The organism is Coralloluteibacterium stylophorae (assembly GCF_018122625.2).
Taxonomy (GTDB): Bacteria; Pseudomonadota; Gammaproteobacteria; order Xanthomonadales; family Xanthomonadaceae; genus Coralloluteibacterium; species Coralloluteibacterium stylophorae.
The window spans coordinates 291968-312513 of record NZ_JAGQFT020000003.1 but is presented as its reverse complement, the minus strand read 5'-3'; the positions used below and the strand labels follow the sequence as shown (position 1 = coordinate 312513).

Genomic DNA, 20546 nt, shown 5'->3' with positions numbered 1-20546 from the left:
GCTCAGGCCACCGTCCCGGCGAGCGGCCGGGCGTGCAGCAGCGCGATGGTCGTGGCCGCGTCCGGCGCCTGGCGCAGGCGCGCGCGCAGGTCGGCGTCGCCCAGCCGCTCGGTCACCTCGGCCAGCAGTTCGAGGTGCTCGCGGCAGTGCCGCGGCAGGTTAAGGGCCAGGATCAGGTCCACCGGCTCGCCGTCGGGCGCGCCGAAGGGCAGCGGCTGCTGCAGGCGCAGGAAGGCGGCGGCCGGGCGGCAGTCCTCGCCCAGGTCCAGCCGCGCGTGCGGCACCGCGACGCCGTGGCCGAGCCCGGTGCTGCCGACCTCCTCGCGGGCGCGCAGGGCGTCGAGGACGAGCGGGCGGCGCCCGGGATCGTCCTCGAGCAGGTCGGCCACGCGGGCCAGCGCGGCGTCCTTGTCGGCCGCCGCGGCACATGCCACGCGGGACGGAGTGAGCAGTTCGACGAGTGGCATGCGCGTCGCCGTGGGAATGTCAGCCGAAGTCCGCCGAGCGTGCCGGCGACTCTCCGCGATGGTGGTCGGTGATCTTTTCCTTGTGCTTCATCAGCACGCGGTCGAGCTTGTCGATGAGGACGTCGATGGCGGCGTACATGTCCTGGCCCGCGGCCTCGGCGTGGAGCTGGCGCCCGGCCACCATCAGCGTCGCCTCGGCCTTCTGGTCCACACCCTCCAGCCCGAGCACGACGCGTGCCTCCAGGTGCTGGTCGTAGTGCCGGGCGAGCCGGTCGATCTTCTTCTCCACGTAGTCGCGCAGCGGCGCGCTCAGTTCGATCTGGTGGCCAGTGAGATCGATCCGCATGGCGTGTCTCCTTCTCTTCGGGAACGGGTCGGGGCGGGCGTCGAGTGGTCGCAGATCCGCGGTCGAGGCGCGATGAGCACCGCGGCGTCAGTCGAGGCGCTGGCGCTCGTTGGAGGAGGGAATGTGGATGGCCTCACGGTACTTCGCGACCGTGCGCCGCGCCACCGGCACGCCGGCGGCCTTGAGCGCGTCGGCGAGCCGCGCGTCGGAGAGCGGCTTGCGCGGGTCCTCGGCCTCGACCAGCTTGCGGATCATCGCCTGGATCGCCGTGGCCGAGGCCGCGCCGCCGGTGTCGGTGGCGATGCCCGACGAGAAGAAGTGCTTGAATTCGAAGGTCCCGCGCGGGGTCAGCAGGTACTTGCGCGAGGTCGCGCGGGAGACGGTGGATTCGTGCAGGCCGACTTCCTCGGCCACCTCGCGCAGGGTCAGCGGCCGCATCGCCTCGTCGCCATGGTCGAGGAAGGCGGCCTGCTGGTGGACGATGCAGCGCGCCACCCGCAGCAGGGTGTCGGCGCGCGTCTCCAGGCTCTTGATCAGCCAGCGCGCCTCCTGCAGCTGGCCGCGCAGGTAGCTGGCGTCCTCGCGGGTGCTCTTGGCGATGAGCTGCTCGTAGTGGCGGTTGATGCCGAGCGTCGGCTGCTGGCCCGGCGCCAGCGCCACCCGCCACAGCCCGTTCTGCCGATAGGCCATGCAGTCCGGCGCGATGTACTCGGTCGCCGCGGCGCTGACCTGCGCACCCGGGCGCGGATCGAGGCTGCGCAGCAGGGCGATGGCGGTGGCCATCTCCGCCGGGTTGGCCCTGAGCTGCACCGCCAGGCGCTCGGCGCCGAGCTTGGCCAGCGCCTCGAGGTGCTCGCGCGCGAGCGTGCGGGCGAGGGCGAGGCCCGGCGTCTCCGGCGCGAGCACGCCGAGCTGGATGCACAGGCATTCGGCGAGGTCGCGCGCGCCGACGCCGACCGGGTCCAGGTGCTGGACGACCGACAGCACCGCGCCGATCTCGTCCAGGCCGGCGTCGATAGCCGGCCGCAAGCCCTCCTGCAGCGCTTCCAGCGGTTCGCCGAGATAGCCGTCGTCGCCGATGGCCTCGATCAGCGCGGCGCCGATGGCGCGGTCGCGCGGCGACAGCGATGACAGGTGCAGCTGCCAGAGGAGGTGGTCGTGCAGGCTGTCGGGCTCGATGGTGCCGGCACCGTAGTCCTCGCCGTCCTCGCGGCTGCCGCGCGGGCCCTCGCTGGTCTCGCCCCAGTCGGGCTCGTAGTCGAGCGGCGGTTCGGCCTCGGACTCGGCTTCGGCTTCCGGGGGGGAGGCCACGGCCTCGCTGCCGTCGGTGCCGGGCACCTGCGGCTCGGGCTCGGGCTCGGGCTCGGCGTCCTCGGGACGCTCCAGCAGCGGATTGCTCTCCAGCGCGGCGGTGAGCTCGAGTTCGAGCTCGACCGCGGAGAGCTGCAGCAGGCGGATGGCCTGCCGCAGCTGGGGCGTCAGCGTGAGTTGTTGCCCCAGCCGGGTCTGGAGACTGACTTTCATCGCCGTCCAAGGATAGCCATAACCGGTGACCGGGCGGTCAGCGCGTGGCGGCCCTGGCCCTCACAGCTGGAAGGTGTCGCCGAGGTAGACCCGGCGCACGTCCGGGTTCGCGAGCACCGTCTCCGGCGGCCCTTCGGCGAGGACGCCTCCGGCGTTGAGGATGTAGGCGCGGTCGCAGATGCCCAGGGTCTCGCGCACGTTGTGGTCGGTGATCAGCACGCCGATGCCGCGCGACTTCAGGTGGCGCACGATCTTCTGGATCTCGCCGACCGAGATCGGGTCGACGCCGGCGAAGGGTTCGTCGAGCAGCATCAGCCGCGGGCGTGCCGCCAGCGCGCGCGCGATCTCCACGCGGCGACGCTCGCCGCCGGACAGGCTGGCCCCGGTCTGGTCGGCGACGTGGCCGATCTGCAGCTCGTCGAGCAGGCCCTCGAGTTCGCGCTCGCGCGCGGCGCGGGTGAGGTCGCGCAGTTCCAGCACCGCGCGGATGTTGTCGGCCACCGACAGGCGCCGGAACACCGAAGGTTCCTGCGGCAGGTAGCCCACGCCGCGGGTGGCGCGCGCGTGCATCGGCAGCGCGGTGATGTCCTCGCCGTCGAGCACGATCGCGCCGGCGTCGGCCGCGACCAGGCCGACGATCATGTAGAAGCAGGTGGTCTTGCCGGCGCCGTTGGGACCGAGCAGGCCGACCACCTCGCCGGCGTCGAGGGTCAGCCCGAACTCGCGGACGACCTCGCGCTGCCTGTAGCGCTTGCGCAGGCCCGAGGCGACGAGCATCAGCTGTCCTGGCCCGACTTCGGCTGGATCACCATGCGCACGCGGCCGCCTTCCTGGCCCGCGCGCACGCGGCCGGTGGCGATGTCGTAGACCACGCGCTCGCCGCGCAGGTTGCCGCGCGGCTGCTCGATCTCGACGTCGCCGGTGAGCACCGCGGTGTCGGTGGCCAGGTCGTAGTCGATGCGCGCGGCGCGCGCGTCCATCGGCTGGCCCTGGTCGTCCTCCTGCTGCAGGCGCGCGGGCGCGCCGGTCAGTACCACGCGCACGATCTCGCCGTCGCGCAGGGTGCCGACGGCATCGTCGGCGCGGACCCTGAGGGTGCCCTGGTCCATGCGCACGTCGCCGGAGAAGGTCACGGTGCCGTTGTCGGTCAGCTCGCCCTCGGTGCTGGCGGCGTCGATGATCATGTCCTGCTCGCGGTCGCTGGAGCGGGCCAGCGCGCTGCCGGCGGCGGCGAGGAGGACGGCGGCGGCGAGCAGGCTAGCGGCGGGGCGGGACATAGCGGGTCCGGGTCTGGGCGAGGAGGTTGACGCGGCGGGCGGCGAGGTCGGCGCGCATGCCGCGGCCGGTCATGGTAGAGCCACGGTCGGTGATGGTCACCAGCGTTTCGCTGGTGGCGAGATCGTCGCGCGGGAACACCGTCATCTGCTCCGACTCGATCCGCATGCGCGACCGGTCGGGCCGCGCCGCGCCGAGCACCTCGACGTCGCGGGTGAGCCGCACCTCGCCGCCGTCGGCGCTGATCCAGGCGTCCTCGGACCGCGCCTCCCATTCGCCGCCCGCCGACTGCGGGAAGCTGAAGAAGGGCTTGTCGAGGGTGAAGGTCTCGGTGAGCGGATCGCGGTCGAGCTGGGGTCCGGTGACCGAGAACTGCTCCTTGCCGGTCTCGTCCAGCGCCACCAGGCTGTAGTTGCCCAGGGTGTAGTCCGAGCGCATCGGGCCGATGAAGGCGTCGTCCACCGGCTGCGGGCGCAGCAGCCAGGCGGCGATGCCGGTGACTACGGCCAGCGCCATCAGCACGCCGGTGGCGATGCGGCGGGCGGTGGGATTCATGCCGGCGCGGCGTCCGCGCGCAGCGCCAGCAGCAGGTCGGAGACCTCCCGCGCCGCGCCGTTGCCGCCGCCGAGGCGGGTGACCAGGTGCGCCTGCACGAGCACGTCCGGGTGCGCGTTGGCCGGCGCCACCGCGAGCCCGGCCACGGCCATGGCCGGCAGGTCGGCGAGGTCGTCGCCCATGAACAGCATCGCCGACGGCGCCACGCCGGCCTCCGCGCACAGCGCGTCGATGACCTTCCGCTTGTCGCCGACGCCCTGGTGCACGTGGGCGATGCCGAGATCGCGCGCGCGCGCCTCGACCGCCGGCACCCGGCGCGCGCTGCACAGCGCGACGTCGATGCCGTGCTGCATCAGCCGCTTCAGGCCGAGGCCGTCGTGGACGTGGAACACCTTGAGCTCGCTGCCGTCGGGCGCGTAGTAGAGGCGGCCGTCGGTCAGGGTGCCGTCGACGTCGAACACGGCGAGGCGGATCCCCGCGGCGCGCGCGCGCAGGCTGTCGTCCAGGTCGTGGGGCTGCAGGCGGGACATGCGGGATCTCGCGTGACGGGAGAGGAGCCGAAGGCCGGCTCAGACCACGCGCGCGCGCAGCAGGTCGTGGACGTTGAGCGCGCCGTGGACGCGGCCGGCGTCGTCGAGCACCACCAGCGCGGTGATCTTGTGCTCCTCCATCAGCCGCGCGGCCTCGACCGCGAGCTGGTCGGCGCCGATCGTGCGCGGGTTGCGCGTCATCGCGCTCGCCACCGGCGTGGTGCGCAGGTCGACCGAAGCGTTCTTGAGCAGGCGGCGCAGGTCGCCGTCGGTGAAGATGCCGAGCAGGCGACGCTCCGCGTCGACCACGGCGGTCATGCCGAGGCGGCCGCGGCTCATCTCGGCGATGACGTCGCCCAGGGTGGCGTCGGCGGCGACGGTCGGCACCTCTTCGCCGGCGTGCATGACGTCGGCGATCTTGAGCAGCAGCCGGCGCCCGAGCGCGCCGGCCGGGTGCGAGCGCGCGAAGTCGTCGGCGGTGAAGCCGCGCGCTTCCAGCAGCGCGACCGCCAGCGCGTCGCCGAGCACCAGCGCCGCGGTGGTGCTGGCGGTGGGCGCGAGGTTCAGCGGGCAGGCCTCCTCGGGCACGCTGGCGTCCAGGTGCACGTCGGCCAGGCGCGCCAGGCTCGACTGCGGGCGCCCGGTCATCGCGATCAGCGCATTGCCCTGGCGCTTGATCAGCGGCACGACCATGAGCAGTTCCTCGGTCTCGCCGGAATTGGACAGGGCCAGGACCACGTCGCCGTCGGCAATCATGCCGAGATCGCCGTGGCTGGCCTCGCCCGCGTGCACGAAGAAGGCGGGCGTGCCGGTGGAGGCGAAGGTCGCCGCGATCTTGCGGCCGACGTGGCCGGACTTGCCCATGCCCATCACCACCACGCGCGCGGCCGAGCCCAGCAGCAGCCGGCAGGCGGCGGCGAAGTCGGCGTCGATCCGCGCCTCCAGCGCGTCCAGCGCCCGCGACTCCACCTCGATCACGCGCCGCGCGCTCTGCACGAAGCGCTCGTCGGACGGCATGGCGACCGGGGCGACCGGCGCGGCGAGGGGGGCGGTGATGGTGTCGGGCATTCCGGTGCCGGGGCGTTCGCGCTACTCTGTGGGGCCGCAATTCTAGCCGAGCGCGCCCGCGCGCCGCGGCGCGACGCACGCTCCCAGATGAACGCCGACACCATCCGCCAGATGATCGAAGCCGGCCTGCCCGGCGCCCGCGCCCAGGTGCAGGGCGAGGACGGCGTGCATTTCGAGGCCGTGGTGGTGTCCGAGGCCTTCGCCGGCAAGCTGCCGCTGGCCCGCCACCGGCTGGTCTACGCCACCCTGGGGACGCAGATGGGCACGGACATCCACGCCCTGGCGCTGCGTACGCTGACCCCGGAAGAGGCGTCCCGCACCGGCTGAAGGCCGGCGTCCCGTCACACCAGGCCGCGGCGCCGCACGTCCGCGCCGAAGGAACCCGATGGCCAAGATCCAGATCACCGGTGGCGTCCCGCTCGATGGCGAGGTGCAGATCTCCGGTGCGAAGAACGCCGTGCTGCCGATCCTGGCGGCGACCCTGCTCGCCGACGGCACGATGGAGATCGGCAACGTCCCGAACCTCTACGACGTCACCACCACGATCCAGCTGCTCGGCCGCATGGGCGCGCACCTGACCGTCGGCGACCAGCTGCGCATCACCGTCGATCCGCGCAAGGTCGACAGCTGCGTGGCGCCCTACGACCTGGTCAAGACCATGCGCGCCTCGATCCTGGTGCTGGGGCCGCTGGTGGCGCGCTTCGGCGAGGCGGAGGTGTCGCTGCCCGGCGGCTGCGCAATCGGGTCGCGGCCGGTCGACCAGCACATCCGCGGGCTGCAGGCGCTGGGTGCGGAGATCAGCGTGGAGAGCGGCTTCATCAAGGCGCGCGCCAGGCGCCTGCGCGGGGCACGCTTCGTGTTCGACATGGTCACCGTCACCGGTACCGAGAACGTGATGATGGCCGCCGCGCTCGCGCAGGGCACCACGGTGCTGGAGAACTGCGCGATGGAGCCGGAGGTCGTCGACCTCGCCGACTGCCTCAACGCGATGGGCGCCAAGGTCTCCGGCGCGGGCAGCAACCGCATCGTGATCGAGGGCGTCGAGCGCCTGGCCGGCGGTCGCTACGACGTGCTGCCCGACCGCATCGAGACCGGCACCTTCCTGGTCGCCGGGGCCATGACCGGCGGCCGCGTCACCGCGCGCCGGACCCGCGCCGATACGCTCGACGCGGTGCTGCTCAAGCTCGAGGAGGCCGGCGCCCACATCGACACCGGCGCCGACAGCATCACCGTGGACATGCAGGGCCGGCGGCCGAAGGCCGTCAGCCTGACCACGGCGCCGTACCCGGCGTTCCCGACCGACATGCAGGCGCAGTTCATGGCGCTCAACACGGTGGCCGAGGGCGTGGGCGTGATCACCGAGACGGTGTTCGAGAACCGCTACATGCACGTCCACGAGCTGCAGCGGCTGGGCGCGGACATCCAGGTCGAGGGCAACACCGCGATCGTGCGCGGCGTCGAGCGCATGAGCGGCGCACCGCTGATGGCCACCGACCTGCGCGCCTCCGCGTCGCTGGTGCTCGCCGGCCTCGTCGCCCAGGGCGATACGGAGGTCGACCGCGTCTACCACATCGACCGCGGCTACGAGAACATCGAGGAGAAGCTCGGCGCGCTGGGGGCGAAGGTGCGGCGATTGGTGAGGTGATGCGCTGGGTGGAGCGGGTGAAGCGGGGCGTGGGGCGGATGAGGCGGGAACAGGGAACCTGGAGCCGGGAACGGGGAACAGGGAACGGGGACCTGGAGCTCGATTCGGGTACGAGCGTTCCGCGCTGAACCAGCAGGTGGAGGCAGCGTTACGCTTCCCTGCTCCCGCTTCCCGCTTCCCGCTTCCCGCTTCCCGCTTCCCGCTTCCCGCTTCCCGCTTCCCGCTTCCCGATTCCCGATTCCCGATTCCCGATTCCCCGTTCCCCGTTCCCCGTTCCCCGTTCCCCGCCTCGCCCCGCCTCACCTCCACGGCTTCATCCCGCCGGCTCCACCCCCACCAGCCGCATCTCGATCGTCTCGCCGTCCTTTTCCCTCTGCACCGTGCGCACGGGCAGGTAGTCGCGGGCGGGGTCGAGCCAGATCGTGGTGGTGCGGCCGGAATCGCCCTCGCGGATGCGCTCCACCCTGGCCGCGTCGATGCGGCCGTCGGGAACCTGCACGCTCTCGGTCCCGGCGAGGCGGTAGCGCTGCGGCTCCACCGCCCTGCGCTCGGCGACCTGGTATTCGACCTCGCGCTTGCCCGCGGCCAGGTCCTGCGCCAGCGCCAGCGCGACGAGCTGGCGGTCGAGCACGCCGGGCGTCCACGTCAGGGTCCGGCTGTCCTTGCGGTCGCGGCTGACGATCTGGCCCTTCGCGGCATCGACCTCGAGGCTGCGCTTGCGGGTGTTGAACGCGGTCTTCTGCTCGTAACGGTAGCCGGTGGTCTCGGGCCGGCCGTCGCGCCAGCGCAGGGTCGAGCGCTCGCGGATGTCGGCGCCGGCCAGGGCGGCCAGGCCTTCGGTGCCGCGGGTGTGCGAGGTGAGGGTCCAGGCGTCGCCGTCGCGGGCGAGCTCGACCTCGGCGCGGCCGAGGACGCTGCCGTTGCGCAGCACCTCGTAGTCGGCGCGGTAGGGGCCGGGCGGGGCGGCGAGGGCGAGCATCGGCGCGAGCAGCGCGGCGAGCGCCAGGGTGAGGCGTCGGGTCATGGGCAGTCTCCGTGCGTTCGGGCGCGGCGGATGGCGCCGCGGATCAGGCTGCGGGGGTCAGGCGATCGTCGCTGTCGAGCTGCAGCGGGCGCGTGAGAGGAGCGCCGTCGAGCACGACGCGGCCGCCGTCGTAGCGCAGCCGGCCGCCGGCGATCAGGGCGACGCAGGCCGGCAGCAGCACGTGCTCGCGGGCCAGCACGCGCTCGCCGAGCGAGTCGGGCGTGTCGCCCGCACGGACGTCCACCGCCGCCTGCGCCAGCACCGGGCCGGCGTCGACCGCGGGAATGACGTAGTGCACGCTCGCGCCGTGGCGGCGCACGCCGTCCTCGAGCGCGCGCCGGTGCGTGTGCAGGCCCGGGTGCGCGGGCAGCAGCGAGGGATGGATGTTGATCATGCGGTCTGCGAAGCGGACGACGTGGCGTTCGCCGATGAGGCGCATGTATCCGGCACAGACGATGAGATCGGGCTGAACCGCGGCGACGGCGTCGAAGAATGCGTCGTCGAAGGCCGCGCGGTCGGCGAAGTCGACCGGGCGCAGCGCCTGCCGCGGAATGCCGGCGCCCGCCGCCCGTTGCAGCGCGACGGCGTCGGGGCGGTCCGAGAACACGCCGGCGAACTCGGCATCGAACACGCCCGCCGCGCGGGCGTCGATCAGTGCCTGCAGGTTGCTGCCGCGTCCGGACGCGAGCACCGCGATGCGCAGTCGGCTCATGCGCCGGCGCGCCCTTCGATGCGCGGCATCGTCAGCCGATGCGCACGCGGGCGTCGGCCCCGGCGCGCGCGATGCGCCCGATCCGGAAGGTCTCGAGCCCGGCGACGCGGACGTCGGTGGCGACGGCATCGGCCAGCTCGCGCGGCACCACCAGCACGAAGCCGACGCCGCAGTTGAAGGTGCGCCACATCTCGGCCTGGGCCACGTTGCCCTCGCGCCGCAGCCAGTCGAACACCGCGGGCGTCGGCAGCGCCGATGCGTCGATCTCGACGCCGAGCCCCTCCGGCACCACGCGGACAATGTTCTCGGTGAGGCCGCCGCCGGTGATGTGGGCCATGGCGTGGATCTCGTGGCGGCGCAGCAGGTCGAGCACCGGGCTGACGTAGATCGTGGTCGGCGCCATCAGCGCGTCGGCGAGCGAGGTGCCGCCGAGGTCGAGCTCGAGCGGGCTGCCGGCGCGCTCGAGGATGCGCCGGACCAGCGAGTAGCCGTTGGAGTGCGGGCCGCTGGAGGCGATGCCGATCAGTTCGTCGCCCTCGCGTACCGTGGCGCCGTCGAGGAGCTTCGCCTTCTCCACCGCACCGACGGTGAAGCCGGCGAGGTCGTACTCGCCCGGCGCGTACATGTCCGGCATCTCCGCGGTCTCGCCGCCGATCAGCGCGCAGCCGGCGAGCTCGCAGCCGCGGGCGATGCCGCCGACCACGCGCGCGGCGGTGTCGACGTCGAGCTTGCCGGTGGCGAAGTAGTCGAGGAAGAAAAGCGGCTCGGCGCCCTGCACCAGCACGTCGTTGACGCACATGCCGACCAGGTCGATGCCGATGGTGTCGTGGCGGCCGAGCGTCTGCGCGAGCTTGAGCTTGGTGCCGACGCCGTCGGTGCCCGACACCAGCACCGGCTCGCGGTAGCGCCCGCCGAGGTCGAAGAGGCCGCCGAAGCCGCCGAGCCCGCCCATCACCCCGGGGCGGAAGGTCTTCTTCACCATCGGCTTGATGCGTTCGACCAGGGCATTGCCCGCGTCGATGTCGACGCCGGCGTCGCGGTAGCTCAGGGAGGTCGGGGGCTGGCTCACGCGGGCGGCACCGTGGGGAAAGCCGGCGATTCTAGCAGCGCCGCCCGCGCGGCCGGAGCCTGCGCGGCTGTCACGCCGGCGCCGCCACACTCGCCGCGCTGCGGCCCGCCGGCGTCCGTTGGACGCCCGTCGAGCGCTGCGGCACCATGCGCGCCGCGCTCGCTTCCGCCCGAGAGACTCCGTCCGATGCCCCAGTCCGCGCTTCGTTCCCTGATGTTCCTGTGCCTGTGGGCGCTGGCCGTGGCGGCGCACGCGCAGGGGCTCAACGACGGCATGGGCGGGCTCTACAGCGGCGAGGTCCCGGTCAACGGCCAGGGCTCGGGCGAGCGCGAGGCCGGCATGCGGGCGGCGCTGGCGCAGGTGGTGGTCAAGCTCACCGGCGACGAGGGCGCGCCCAGGCATCCGCTGGTCGCGCGCCAGCTGCGGTCCGCCGACACCCTGGCCACCGGCTATTCCTACCGGCAGGACACCGAGCGCGGTCCGGGCGGTGCCCCGGTGTACCGGCAGACGCTGGTGGTCGAGTTCGACCGCGCCGCTATCGACGCCCTCGTCGCCGCCGCCGGCCTCCCGCTGTGGCCGGTGCCGCGGCCGCCGGTGGCCCTGCTGCTGGCGATCGACGACGGCCGCGGCGCGCGCCTGGTCAACGCCCAGCAGACCAGCGTGGTGCGCTCGCTCACCGAGCGCGCGCAGGCGCGCGGCCTCGAGCTCCGGCTGCCGGCCGCCGGCGCCGGCGACGTGGACGCGGTGTGGGCGCTGGATCCGGCCGCCGCCCGCGGCCGCGAGCAGGCGCTGCTGGGCAAGCTCTACCGCCAGGGCGGCGGCTGGGCCGCGGACTGGAGCCTGGTCATCGACGGGGTCGAGGCCGAGCGCTGGAGCAGCGGCGATGGCGACGCGCGCCGGGCCATGGCCGGCGGCGCCGACCCGGCGGCCACCGCGCTCGCCGCGCGCTTCGCCGAGGTGGTCGAGCTCGGGCCGCCGGAGATCGTCAGCGTCGGCATCGAGGGCGTGCGCAGCAGCGAGGACTACCTGCGGCTGATGGGCTACCTGCAGGGACTCGCGGTGGTGCGTGGCGTGGTTCCGGAGACCGATGGCCGCGGCGCGCTGCGCCTGCAGCTCGATCTCGCCAGCGGCTACGGCGCCTTCGAACAGCTGGTCGGCAGCGGCGACGTGCTGGCGCCGGTGCCGGGCGCGGCCGGGTTGCCGGTCCTCCTGCTGCGACCGTGACCGCAGCGGCGCGGCCGGTTCCCGCGCAGGCTGCCGCACGCGATCGACCCGGCGCGGCGCGTCCCGCACCGGTCGCCGGGCCGGGCCGGGCCGGGCGGTCGCGGCCGGCGCGGATTACGTCGTACGCTGCCGGCGCAGGGCGCTGGCCGCCTCCAGGGAAGACTGATCCATGGTGAACACCCATACGCGCGCGTGGCAGATGCTTGCCATCGGCGTCGTCATCTGCGTGCTGATCTGGCTGCTGGGCCCGGTGCTCACGCCCTTCATCGTCGCCGCGCTGCTGGCCTGGCTGGGCGATCCGCTGGTGGACCGGCTCGAGGCCGTGGGCCGCTCGCGCACGACCTCGGTGGTGATCGTCTACACGCTGATGATCCTGATCCTGGTGCTGATCGTCCTGCTGCTGGTGCCGCTGCTCGAGCGCGAGATCGTGCGCCTGGTGCAGAGCTGGCCGCGCTACCAGGCCTGGTTCGTCGACGTGGCCGTGCCGTGGGTGGAGGACCGCCTCAACCTGGAATTCAGCGACTACGTCGACCCGACCTACCTCTTCGAGCTGGTCCAGTCGCACTGGCAGCAGGCCGGCGGCGTCGCCGCGACCATCCTCGGCACCGTCTCGCGCTCCGGCATGGCGGTGGTGCTGTGGGCGGTGAACCTGGTGCTGATCCCGATCGTGACCTTCTACTTCCTGCGCGACTGGGACGTCATGGTGGCGCGGGTGCGCGAGATGCTGCCGCGCTCGATCGAGCCCACCGTGGTGCGCCTGGCCCGGGAGTCGGACGCGGTCCTCGGCGGCTTCATCCGCGGCCAGGTCGCGGTGATGTTCGCGCTCGGTGCGCTGTATGCGATCGGGCTGTGGCTGATCGGGATCGACATGGCCCTGATCATCGGCGTCGTCACCGGCCTGACCAGCTTCGTGCCCTACCTCGGCGCCACGCTGGGCCTGGTGATGGGCGCGGTGGCGGCGCTGGTCCAGCACGGGGACTGGACGCACCTGCTGCTGGTGGGCGTGGTCTACACCGTGGTGCAGCTGGCGGAGAGCTACGTCCTGACCCCGCGCCTGGTCGGCGACCGCATCGGCCTGCATCCGGTCGCGGTGATCTTCGCGGTGATGGCCTTCGGCCAGCTGTTCGGCTTCATCGGCGTGCTGGTGGCGCTGCCGGTGGCGGCGGTGACCATGGTGCTGCTGCGCTTCGGCTACGAGCGCTATACCGCCAGCGAGCTCTACGGCGGCGGCATGCTGATCCGGCGGCCGGGCGAGGTCGACGTGGTCGAGGCCGACACCGTGATCGTGGTCGACAAGGGCGACGGGAAGACGCCGGATTGAGCACGCCGCAGCTCCCGCTCTCGCTGCGGTTTCCGCCCGACCAGCGCCTCGCCGCCTTCCACGACCCGGATGCGCGCGCGCTGCCGCTGGTGGCGGCGGTGGCGGACGGCGCCGCCGCCGACTGGCTCTACCTCGACGGCGCGGCCGGCAGCGGCAAGACCCACCTGCTGCTCGCGGCCTGCGCGCAGGCCGATGCGCGCGGCCGCCGGGCCGTCTACCTGCCGCTGGCGACGCTCGGCGCGCACGCCGCCGAGGCCCTGGCGGGCAACGAGGCGGCGGACCTGGTCGCGATCGACGGGCTCGATGCGATCTGCGGCGACCGCGGAGCCGAGGTCGCGCTGTTCGACTTCCACAATGCCGCGCGCGCGGCCGGCGCGGCCGTGCTCTACGCCGCCCGCGGCGCGCCCGCCGCGCTGCCGCTGGAGCTTCCCGACCTGCGCTCGCGCCTGGCGCAATGCACGCGCATCGCATTGCAGCCGCTGGACGACGCCGGACGCCGCGCGGTGCTGCGCATGCGCGGCGCGGCGCGGGGCCTGCAGCTCGACGACGCGGTGATCGACTGGCTGCTGGTCCACGTCGAGCGCGACCTCGCCTCGCTCGGGGCCGTGCTCGACCGCCTCGATCGCGCCTCGCTCGCCGCGCGCCGGCGGCCCACCGTGCCGTTCCTGAGGCAGCTGCTCAGGGAGTGAGGGCGGGCGCTGCGGGCCCGGCGCGCAGTCGCGCGTCCAGCTCGTGCAGCCGCTCGGGGGTGCCGACGTCGGTCCAGCGCCCGCGGTGATGGACGCCGTCGACCCGGCCGGCGCGCATTGCCGCGCGCAGCAGCGGGGCGAGCCTGAAGCGCGGCGGATCCAGCCCGGCGCCGGGTTCCGCGCCGATCGTCCCGCGCCAGCCCTCGAGGAGTTGCGGACGGTAGACGCCGATGCCGGCGAAGGTCAGGCGCGGCGCGCCGGCGGCGTCGACGCGCCCGTCGGCGGCGAGCGCGAAGTCGCCGTCCGGGTGGTGCGCGGGGTTGTCGACCAGCACCAGGTGGGCGTCGCCGCGTGGCGCCCGCGGCAACCGTGCGAAGTCGAAGTCGCTCCAGATGTCGCCGTTGACCGCGATGAAGGGGCCGTCGCCCAGTAGCGGGCGCGCGTGCAGGAAGGCACCGCCGGTCTCCAGCGGCTCGGCGCCCTCGTGCGCCCAGGCGATGCGCAGCGACCAGCGCGCGCCGTCGCCGAGCGCCTCGACCAGGCGCGGCGCCAGCCAGGCGGTGTTGACGACCACCTCGCGCACGCCGAGCGCGGCGAGCCTCTCCAGGTGCCAGACGATCAGCGGCTTGCCGCCCACCTCGAGCAGGGGCTTGGGCGTGTGCGCGGTCAGCGGTCGCATGCGCTCGCCCTTGCCGGCGGCCAGGATCAGCGCCTTCATGCCGCGGCGTCCGCCGCCGCGATACGCGGCAGCACGCGGGTGTCCAGCAGGGCGCCGAGCGGAGCGAGCTCGGGATGGCGCGCGATCGCGTCGAGCAGGTAGCGCAGGAAGCGCGGCGCATCGACGAGGTACTTCGGCTTGCCGTCGCGGTGGTGCAGGCGGGCGAAGATGCCGAGGATCTTGAGGTGGCGCTGCGCGCCGGCGAGGTCGGCGTCGCGCGCGAAGCGCGGCCACGGCGGCACCGGCAGCCCGGCGGCGGCCGCCGCCTCGTGGTAGCGGCGCAGCCAGCCCTCGACCCGCGCCTGCGGCCAGCTGACGAAGGCGTCGCGGAACAGGCTGGCCGGGTCGTAGGCGATCGGGCCGACCACCGCATCCTGGAAGTCGAGGACGCCGGGATTGGGCGCGCAGTGCATGAGGTTGCGCGGCATCCAGTCGCGATGGGTCAGCACCTGCGGCTGGGCGAGGTTGCTCGCGATCAGGATGTCGCCGATGGCCTTCCACGCCTCGCGCTCCCGGGCGTCCAGCGTCACCCCGAGGTGGCGATGCAGGAACCACTCCTCGAAGATCCCGAGCTCGCGTTCGAAGAAGGCGCGGTCGTAGCGCCCGAGCGCGGGCGGCGGCGGGATCCGCTGCAGGACGACGAGGGCGGCGATGGCGTCGGCGAACAGCGCGTCGGCATTGCCGGCGTCGAGCACGTCGATGTAGCCGCGCGTGCCCAGGTCCTCGATCAGCAGGAAGCCGCGCGCCACGTCCTCGGCCAGCACCGCCGGCACGTGCAGGCCGGCCCCGGCCAGCACCCGCCCCATCGCCAGCCACGGGCGCACGTCGTCGGTGGCCGGCGGCGCATCCATCACGATCGCCTGCGCGTCGGCGCCGCGGACCCGCCAGTAGCTGCGGAAGCCGGCGTCGAAGGAGGCGCGTTCGAGGACGAGGGTCGGGCAGGCGAGGGCGCCGCGGGCCCAGGCGAGGCGCTCGCGATCGCGGGCGGAGGAAGTAGCGTCGGAGGCGTCGCGCACGGAGCGGAGGGGGCGGCGGATGGGAGCGACAGAGTAAACTCGACGGCTTTCCGCGCCCATCGGTTGATCCATGCCGCAGCCGCCCTGTCTGCTTCAAGAACGATGCCCTGGGGCGAGCGCGAGCCCGTCCTCGCGCGCCGCCCGCGGGACCACGCAGCGATGAGCGGGCCGGCCGCCATGGATCACCTCGACCAGCTCGAGGCGGAGAGCATCCACATCCTGCGCGAGGTCGCCGCCTGCTTCCGGCGTCCGCTGCTGCTTTATTCGATCGGCAAGGATTCCTCGGTCCTGCTGCACCTGCTGCTGAAGGCCTTCCATCCGGCGCCGCCGCCGATTCCCCTGCTGCACGTGGACACCGGCTGGAAGTTCCGCGAGATGATCGCCTTCCGCGACCGCCGCGCCGCCGAGGCCGGCGTGCGCCTGCACGTGCACGTGAACCCGCAGGGCGCGGCCGAAGGCATCTCGCCGCTGGTGCACGGCGCCGCGCTGCACACCGAGATCATGAAGACCGTCGGCCTCAAGCAGGCGCTGGCGGAGCTCGGGACCGATGCCGCCATCGGCGGCGCGCGGCGCGACGAGGAGGCCTCGCGCGCCAAGGAACGGGTGTTCTCCTTCCGCGATGCGCACCAGCGCTGGAATCCGCGGGCCCAGCGCCCGGAGCTGTGGCGCCTGTTCAACACCCGTCTCGGGCCCGGCGAGAGCGTGCGCGCGTTCCCGCTGTCGAACTGGACCGAGCTCGACGTGTGGCACTACATCCGCCGCGAGGCGATCCCGATCGTGCCGCTGTACTTCGCCGCCGAGCGGCCGGTGATCCGCCGCGACGGCGCCTGGCTCATGCAGGACGACGCGCGCCTGCAGCCGCGCGCCGGCGAACGGGTGGAGATGCGCCGGGTGCGCTTCCGCACCCTCGGCTGCTATCCGCTGACCGCGGCGGTGGAGTCGGAGGCCGACACGCTCGATGCGGTCATCGCCGAGCTCGAGGCCGCGAGGACCTCCGAGCGGCAGGGGCGGGTGATCGACCACGATCCCTCCGCCTCGATGGAGCGCAAGAAGCGCGAGGGCTATTTCTGATGGATGCACCCGACCAGCTGCGCGTGATCGCCTGCGGCAGCGTCGACGACGGCAAGAGCAGCCTGCTCGGCCGCCTCCTGTTCGAATCCGGCAACGTCCCCGACGACCAGCTCGAGACGCTGGCGCGGGTCAGCGCGCGCCATGGCACCACCGGCGGCGTCGACTACGCGCTGCTGCTCGACGGCCTCGAGGCCGAGCGCGAGCAGGGCATCACCATCGACGTCGCCTGGCGCTACTTCCGGACCCCGCGGCGGCGCTTCATCCTCGGCGACTGCCCGGGCCACGAGCAATACACGCGCAACATGGCCACCGCGGCCTCGACTGCCGATGCCGCCATCGTGCTGGTCGACGCGCGCAAGGGGCTGCTGCCGCAGACCCACCGCCACGCGCGCATCTGCGCGATGTTCGGCGTGCGCCGTGTGCTGCTGGCGGTGAACAAGATCGACCTGGTGACCGACGCCCGCGGCACCTTCGAGGCCATCGCCGCCGCCTTCGACGCGCTCGCCGCCGGTCTCGGCTTCGACGCGGTGACCGCGGTGCCGCTGTCGGCGTTGCGCGGCGACAACCTCACCGCGCGCGCGGCGGCCACCCCGTGGTACCCCGGCCCGACCCTGCTGGAGTGGCTGGAGGCCTGCCCGGTGCCGCCGCCGCGCCAGGGCGCGCTGCGCCTGCCGGTGCAGTGGATCAACCGGCCCGACGCGGGCTTCCGCGGCATCGTCGGCACGATCGCCGCAGGCACGCTGCGCCAGGGGGAGGAGCTGGTGGTGTTTCCGTCCGGCGCGCGCAGCCGCGTCGCGCGCCTGCTCCGCGGCTTCGACGAGGCGCAGGCGGCCGGTGTCGGCGAGGCGGTGACCGTGGTCCTGGCCGACGAGATCGACGTGGCCCGCGGCGACGTGCTCGCCGCCGCCGCGACGCCGCCGCAGGCGGCCGACCAGTTCGCCGCGCACCTGCTGTGGATGGACGCGTCCGACCTGCTGCCGGGCCGCTCCTACCTGATGCAGATCGGCACCGCGCTGGTGCCCGCGCAGGTGACCGCGCTGCGCCATCGCGTCGACATCGAGAGCGGCCAGCCGCTGTCCGCGCGCCGGCTGGGCATGAACGAGCTCGGCTTCTGCCATCTCGCGCTCGAGGCGCCGGTGGCGTTCGAGCCCTACGCGCAGGCGCCGGCGCTGGGCGGCTTCACCCTCATCGATCGCCGCAGCAACGCCACCGCCGGCGTCGGCACCATCGACCACGCGCTGCACCGCGCCGCCAACCTGCACTGGCAGGCGCTGGAGGTGGACAAGGCGGCGCGCGCCACCGCCAAGGGCCAGGCGCCGGCCTGCCTGTGGTTCACCGGCCTGTCGGGCTCGGGCAAGTCGACCATCGCCGACAGCGTCGAGCGCCAGCTGCACGCCCGCGGCTACCACACCTACCTCCTCGACGGCGACAACGTCCGCCACGGGCTCAACCGCGATCTCGGCTTCACCGACGCCGACCGCGTGGAGAACGTCCGCCGCGTGGCCGAGGTCGCGCGGCTGATGGTCGATGCCGGGCTGATCGTGCTGGTGAGCTTCATCTCGCCCTTCGCGAGCGAGCGCAGGAGCGCACGGACGCTGTTCGCGCCGGGCGAGTTCCTGGAGGTGTTCGTCGACACGCCGCTGGAGCTCTGCGAGGCGCGCGATCCCAAGGGCCTCTACGCCAAGGCCCGCGCCGGTGGCATCCCCAACTTCACCGGTATCGATTCGCCCTACGAGCGACCCGAGCAGGCCGAGCTGGTGCTCGACACGCGCCGCGCGGACCCCGACGCGCTGGCGCGCCAGGTGATCGCGCACCTGCTCGGCGAGGATGCGGCGCCGCGCTGAGGCGGCGCCGCCTGCGCGTTTTAGCGCTTCTTCTTCGAGAACATGCCCCACAGCGCGAGCAGCACGATCGCGCCGATCACCGCGCCGATGAAGCCGGCGGCCTCGTTCGGGTCGTACCAGCCGACGGCGCGGCCGATGAAGGTCGCCAGCAGCGCCCCGGCGATGCCGAGGACGATGGTGAGGATCCAGCCCATCGCGTCCTTGCCCGGCTTGAGCGCGCGCGCGACCAGGCCGGCGATGAAGCCGATCAGGATGATCCAGAGGATGCCGCCGCCACCGAAGATGCCCTGCATGGATGTGCTCCGTCGCGCCGGCCGTCCCGGCGGCGCGCATGCTGGGCGCCGCCGTGCCGCGACCGGGTGAAGGCGCCCGGCCGCGGCGACGCCGGGTCAGCAGCAGCCGTGGTCGCCGAACTGCGCGTTGTTCTCCGACGCGCCGACGCCCGTGGTCAGGCCGGCGCGGCTGGCCTCGAAGTGGCGGGCCAGCACCAGGGCGACGCTGGCGGTGACGCGCTTGCCGGTCGGGATGTGCAGGAACTCGTTCGGCCCGTGCGCATTGGAGTGGGGGCCGAGCACGCCGGTGATCATGAACTGCGCGCCGGGGAACTTCTCGCCGAGCATGCCCATGAAGGGGATGCTGCCGCCTTCCCCCATGTACATCGCCGGCCGGCCGAAGGTGGCCTCGGAGGCGGCGGCGATCGCATCGGACAGCCACGCTGACATCGCCGGCGCGTTCCAGCCGGTGGAGGCCTTCTCCAGGTCGAGCGTGACCTCGGCGCCGTAGGGCGGATTCTCGGTCAGCACCTGGCGCACGATCTCGCCGGCCCTGACCCCGTCGAGGGTCGGCGGCAGGCGCAGGCTGATCTTCACCGCGGTGTGCGGACGCAGCACGTTGCCCGCCGACGACAGCGCAGGCATGCCGTCGACGCCGGTCACCGACAGCGCGGGGCGCCAGGTGCGGTTGAGGATCAGCTCCTTGAGGTCGTCCGCCATCGGCGTCATGCCGTCGAGCAGCGGGAACTTGCCGTAGATCTCGTCGCCGAGGGTGTCGGCGGCCGCCTGCGCCTGCTCCAGGCGCTCGGCCGGGACCTCCACGTGCAGGGCATCGACGACGATGCGGCCGGTGGCTTCGTCCTCCAGTCGCGACAGCAGGCTGCGCAGGATGCGGAAGCTCGACGGCACCACGCCGGAGGCGTCGCCGGAGTGCACGCCTTCGTGCAGCACCTGCACGCGCAGGTTGCCGCCGGCCATGCCGCGCAGCGAGGTGGTGCACCAGAGCTGGTCGTAGTTGCCGCAGCCGGAGTCCAGGCAGACCACCAGCGACGGCCTGCCGATGCGCTCGGCGAGGTGGTCGACATAGTGCGGCAGGTCGTAGCTGCCGGATTCCTCGCAGGCCTCGATCAGCACCACGCAGCGGTTGTGCGGCAGGCCCTGCTCGCGCAGCGCCATGATCGCGGTCAGCGAGCCGTAGATGGCGTAGCCGTCGTCGGCACCGCCGCGGCCATAGAGCCTGTCGCCGCGCAGCACCGGGTTCCACGGGCCGAGGTCGGCGTCCCAGCCGGTCATCTCCGGCTGCTTGTCGAGGTGGCCGTAGAGCAGGACGCTGTCCTCGCCGGCCTCGCCCGACGCCGGGATCTCCATGTAGATCAGGGGCGTGCGCCCCTCCAGGCGCACCACCTCGATGGCGATGCCCTCGATCGCCTGCGCGCGCGCCCAGCCCTCCATGAGCGCCACCGCACGCTCCATGTGGCCGTTGGCGACCCAGTCCGCGTCGAACATCGGCGACTTGTTCGGGATGCGGATGTACTCGATCAGCTGCGGCACCACCTCGTCGTCCCACTTGCGGGCGACGAAGTCGTTGATGCGGGCGGTGTCCGGGGACGTGGCTGCCATGGCTGGCCCTCGTGAGGAGAAAGACTGCGATTCTAGCGCCCGCTCGGTGAGGCGCCCCTGAGCTGCCGCGGCATCGGCAGGGAGAACTCCTACCCGCGCCGCCGCGCTTGTCCGAGCGGGGCGGCGGTGCATGGCGCTGGGCCTCGGGGTCGGCCGCCGCCGAGACTGCGCGGCACCGGCAGCGGACGCCGGCCACCCAACGCATCCAAGGAGAAGGTCATGCACAAGCTCGCTCTTGCCCTGAAGGCGCTGGCGCTCGCCGCGCTGCTGTCGCTGCCGGCGTTCGCGGCCACCACGGTCGACATCAACACGGCGGATGCCGCCGCCATCGCCGAAGGCCTGGTCGGCGTGGGCGAGGCCAAGGCGAAGGCCATCGTCGCCTATCGCGAGGCCAACGGCCCGTTCAAGAGCGCCGACCAGCTCGCCAACGTCAAGGGCATCGGCCTGGCCACGATCGAGAAGAACCGCGACCGCATCGCCGTCGGCGGCACCCGCGCCCCGGCCACGGGCGCCGCCGCCGGCGACTGACGCGCCGCTTCCGCTCCTCGCCGTCCGG

Annotated in this window: 23 protein-coding genes; 8 read left to right on the top strand and 15 right to left on the bottom strand. The window is 73.3% G+C overall.

Going from position 1 to position 20546, the window contains the following annotated elements:
* Window positions 1-2: 2 nt before the first annotated feature.
* From KB893_RS06295 to KB893_RS06260, 8 genes are all read right to left on the bottom strand, one after another.
* The gene (locus tag KB893_RS06295) at window positions 3-467 is read right to left on the bottom strand and encodes a PTS sugar transporter subunit IIA (protein ID WP_211927878.1); all 465 of its coding nucleotides are present in this window, start codon (window positions 465-467) and stop codon (window positions 3-5) included.
* A gap of 19 nt (window positions 468-486) precedes the next feature.
* A complete protein-coding gene (gene hpf / locus KB893_RS06290; protein ID WP_211927877.1) occupies window positions 487-813 on the bottom strand; it encodes a ribosome hibernation-promoting factor, HPF/YfiA family in 327 nt (108 codons plus the stop codon).
* Window positions 814-900: 87 nt separating this feature from the next.
* Window positions 901-2337, bottom strand: coding sequence for an RNA polymerase factor sigma-54 (locus KB893_RS06285; RefSeq protein ID WP_211927876.1), 1437 nt, complete (start codon window positions 2335-2337; stop codon window positions 901-903).
* A 60-nt stretch (window positions 2338-2397) separates the two neighbouring features.
* Window positions 2398-3114: an LPS export ABC transporter ATP-binding protein gene (lptB, locus tag KB893_RS06280; RefSeq protein ID WP_211927875.1), complete on the bottom strand. Its 717-nt coding sequence runs from the start codon at window positions 3112-3114 to the stop codon at window positions 2398-2400.
* Window positions 3114-3614, bottom strand: a complete 501-nt coding sequence (gene lptA, locus KB893_RS06275; protein WP_211927874.1) for a lipopolysaccharide transport periplasmic protein LptA — start codon at window positions 3612-3614, stop codon at window positions 3114-3116. The genes lptB and lptA overlap by 1 nt, the downstream gene beginning before the upstream one ends.
* On the bottom strand, window positions 3595-4167 hold the full coding sequence (lptC, locus tag KB893_RS06270; RefSeq protein WP_213173555.1) for an LPS export ABC transporter periplasmic protein LptC: 573 nt from the start codon (window positions 4165-4167) through the stop codon (window positions 3595-3597). Before lptC ends, lptA begins: the two co-directional genes overlap by 20 nt.
* Entirely contained in the window at window positions 4164-4697 is a 534-nt protein-coding gene (locus tag KB893_RS06265; RefSeq protein WP_211927399.1) for a KdsC family phosphatase, read from the bottom strand. The genes lptC and KB893_RS06265 overlap by 4 nt, the downstream gene beginning before the upstream one ends.
* A 39-nt stretch (window positions 4698-4736) precedes the next feature.
* Window positions 4737-5765 carry a KpsF/GutQ family sugar-phosphate isomerase gene (locus KB893_RS06260; protein ID WP_377731141.1) on the bottom strand — a complete coding sequence of 343 codons (1029 nt, stop codon included), beginning with the start codon at window positions 5763-5765 and terminating at the stop codon, window positions 4737-4739.
* An 87-nt stretch (window positions 5766-5852) separates the two neighbouring features.
* Between KB893_RS06260 and KB893_RS06255 the strand changes: the two genes are divergently transcribed.
* Window positions 5853-6092 carry a BolA family protein gene (locus KB893_RS06255; RefSeq protein ID WP_211927400.1) on the top strand — a complete coding sequence of 80 codons (240 nt, stop codon included), beginning with the start codon at window positions 5853-5855 and terminating at the stop codon, window positions 6090-6092.
* Window positions 6093-6150: 58 nt separating this feature from the next.
* Window positions 6151-7410 (top strand): UDP-N-acetylglucosamine 1-carboxyvinyltransferase, encoded by a 1260-nt coding sequence (murA, locus tag KB893_RS06250; protein ID WP_211927401.1) that lies wholly within the window; start codon window positions 6151-6153, stop codon window positions 7408-7410.
* A gap of 313 nt (window positions 7411-7723) precedes the next feature.
* Here the strand turns inward: murA and KB893_RS06245 are convergent, their stop codons facing one another.
* From KB893_RS06245 to purM, 3 genes are read right to left on the bottom strand one after another with little or no spacing between them, the layout of a single operon-like run.
* On the bottom strand, window positions 7724-8434 hold the full coding sequence (locus tag KB893_RS06245; protein ID WP_211927402.1) for a DUF3108 domain-containing protein: 711 nt from the start codon (window positions 8432-8434) through the stop codon (window positions 7724-7726).
* A 43-nt stretch (window positions 8435-8477) separates the two neighbouring features.
* Entirely contained in the window at window positions 8478-9146 is a 669-nt protein-coding gene (purN, locus tag KB893_RS06240; protein WP_211927403.1) for a phosphoribosylglycinamide formyltransferase, read from the bottom strand.
* 31 nt (window positions 9147-9177) lie between these two features.
* Complete coding sequence (gene purM / locus KB893_RS06235) at window positions 9178-10215, bottom strand: phosphoribosylformylglycinamidine cyclo-ligase (protein WP_211927404.1); 1038 nt, start codon at window positions 10213-10215, stop codon at window positions 9178-9180.
* A 186-nt stretch (window positions 10216-10401) separates the two neighbouring features.
* On the opposite strand from purM, the gene KB893_RS06230 reads away from it, so the two are divergent.
* The 3 genes from KB893_RS06230 to hda all read left to right on the top strand — a co-directional run bounded on the left by KB893_RS06230 (window position 10402) and on the right by hda (window position 13449).
* A complete protein-coding gene (locus KB893_RS06230) occupies window positions 10402-11439 on the top strand; it encodes a DUF2066 domain-containing protein (RefSeq protein ID WP_211927405.1) in 1038 nt (345 codons plus the stop codon).
* 169 nt (window positions 11440-11608) lie between these two features.
* Window positions 11609-12760, top strand: a complete 1152-nt coding sequence (locus KB893_RS06225) for an AI-2E family transporter (RefSeq protein ID WP_211927406.1) — start codon at window positions 11609-11611, stop codon at window positions 12758-12760.
* Entirely contained in the window at window positions 12757-13449 is a 693-nt protein-coding gene (hda, locus tag KB893_RS06220) for a DnaA regulatory inactivator Hda (RefSeq protein ID WP_213173554.1), read from the top strand. The genes KB893_RS06225 and hda overlap by 4 nt, the downstream gene beginning before the upstream one ends.
* Here hda and murU read toward each other — a convergent pair.
* Both murU and KB893_RS06210 read right to left on the bottom strand, forming a co-directional pair.
* Complete coding sequence (gene murU, locus KB893_RS06215; protein ID WP_211927860.1) at window positions 13439-14167, bottom strand: N-acetylmuramate alpha-1-phosphate uridylyltransferase MurU; 729 nt, start codon at window positions 14165-14167, stop codon at window positions 13439-13441. The two genes, hda and murU, sit on opposite strands and share 11 nt — an antisense overlap.
* Window positions 14164-15183, bottom strand: coding sequence for an aminoglycoside phosphotransferase family protein (locus KB893_RS06210; protein WP_338026869.1), 1020 nt, complete (start codon window positions 15181-15183; stop codon window positions 14164-14166). Before KB893_RS06210 ends, murU begins: the two co-directional genes overlap by 4 nt.
* Window positions 15184-15342: 159 nt before the next feature.
* On the opposite strand from KB893_RS06210, the gene cysD reads away from it, so the two are divergent.
* Both cysD and cysC read left to right on the top strand, forming a co-directional pair.
* A complete protein-coding gene (cysD, locus tag KB893_RS06205) occupies window positions 15343-16254 on the top strand; it encodes a sulfate adenylyltransferase subunit CysD (protein ID WP_211927862.1) in 912 nt (303 codons plus the stop codon).
* Window positions 16254-18098 (top strand): adenylyl-sulfate kinase, encoded by a 1845-nt coding sequence (gene cysC / locus KB893_RS06200; protein WP_213173553.1) that lies wholly within the window; start codon window positions 16254-16256, stop codon window positions 18096-18098. The genes cysD and cysC overlap by 1 nt, the downstream gene beginning before the upstream one ends.
* A gap of 20 nt (window positions 18099-18118) precedes the next feature.
* On the opposite strand, the gene KB893_RS06195 is transcribed toward cysC, so the two are convergent.
* Entirely contained in the window at window positions 18119-18391 is a 273-nt protein-coding gene (locus tag KB893_RS06195; protein WP_213173552.1) for a GlsB/YeaQ/YmgE family stress response membrane protein, read from the bottom strand.
* 96 nt (window positions 18392-18487) lie between these two features.
* Window positions 18488-19990, bottom strand: a complete 1503-nt coding sequence (locus KB893_RS06190; protein ID WP_211925924.1) for a M20 family metallopeptidase — start codon at window positions 19988-19990, stop codon at window positions 18488-18490.
* Window positions 19991-20209: 219 nt separating this feature from the next.
* Here KB893_RS06190 and KB893_RS06185 point away from each other — a divergent pair, with 219 nt between their 5' ends.
* The gene (locus tag KB893_RS06185) at window positions 20210-20518 is read left to right on the top strand and encodes a ComEA family DNA-binding protein (RefSeq protein ID WP_211925925.1); all 309 of its coding nucleotides are present in this window, start codon (window positions 20210-20212) and stop codon (window positions 20516-20518) included.
* Window positions 20519-20546 lie beyond the last annotated feature (28 nt).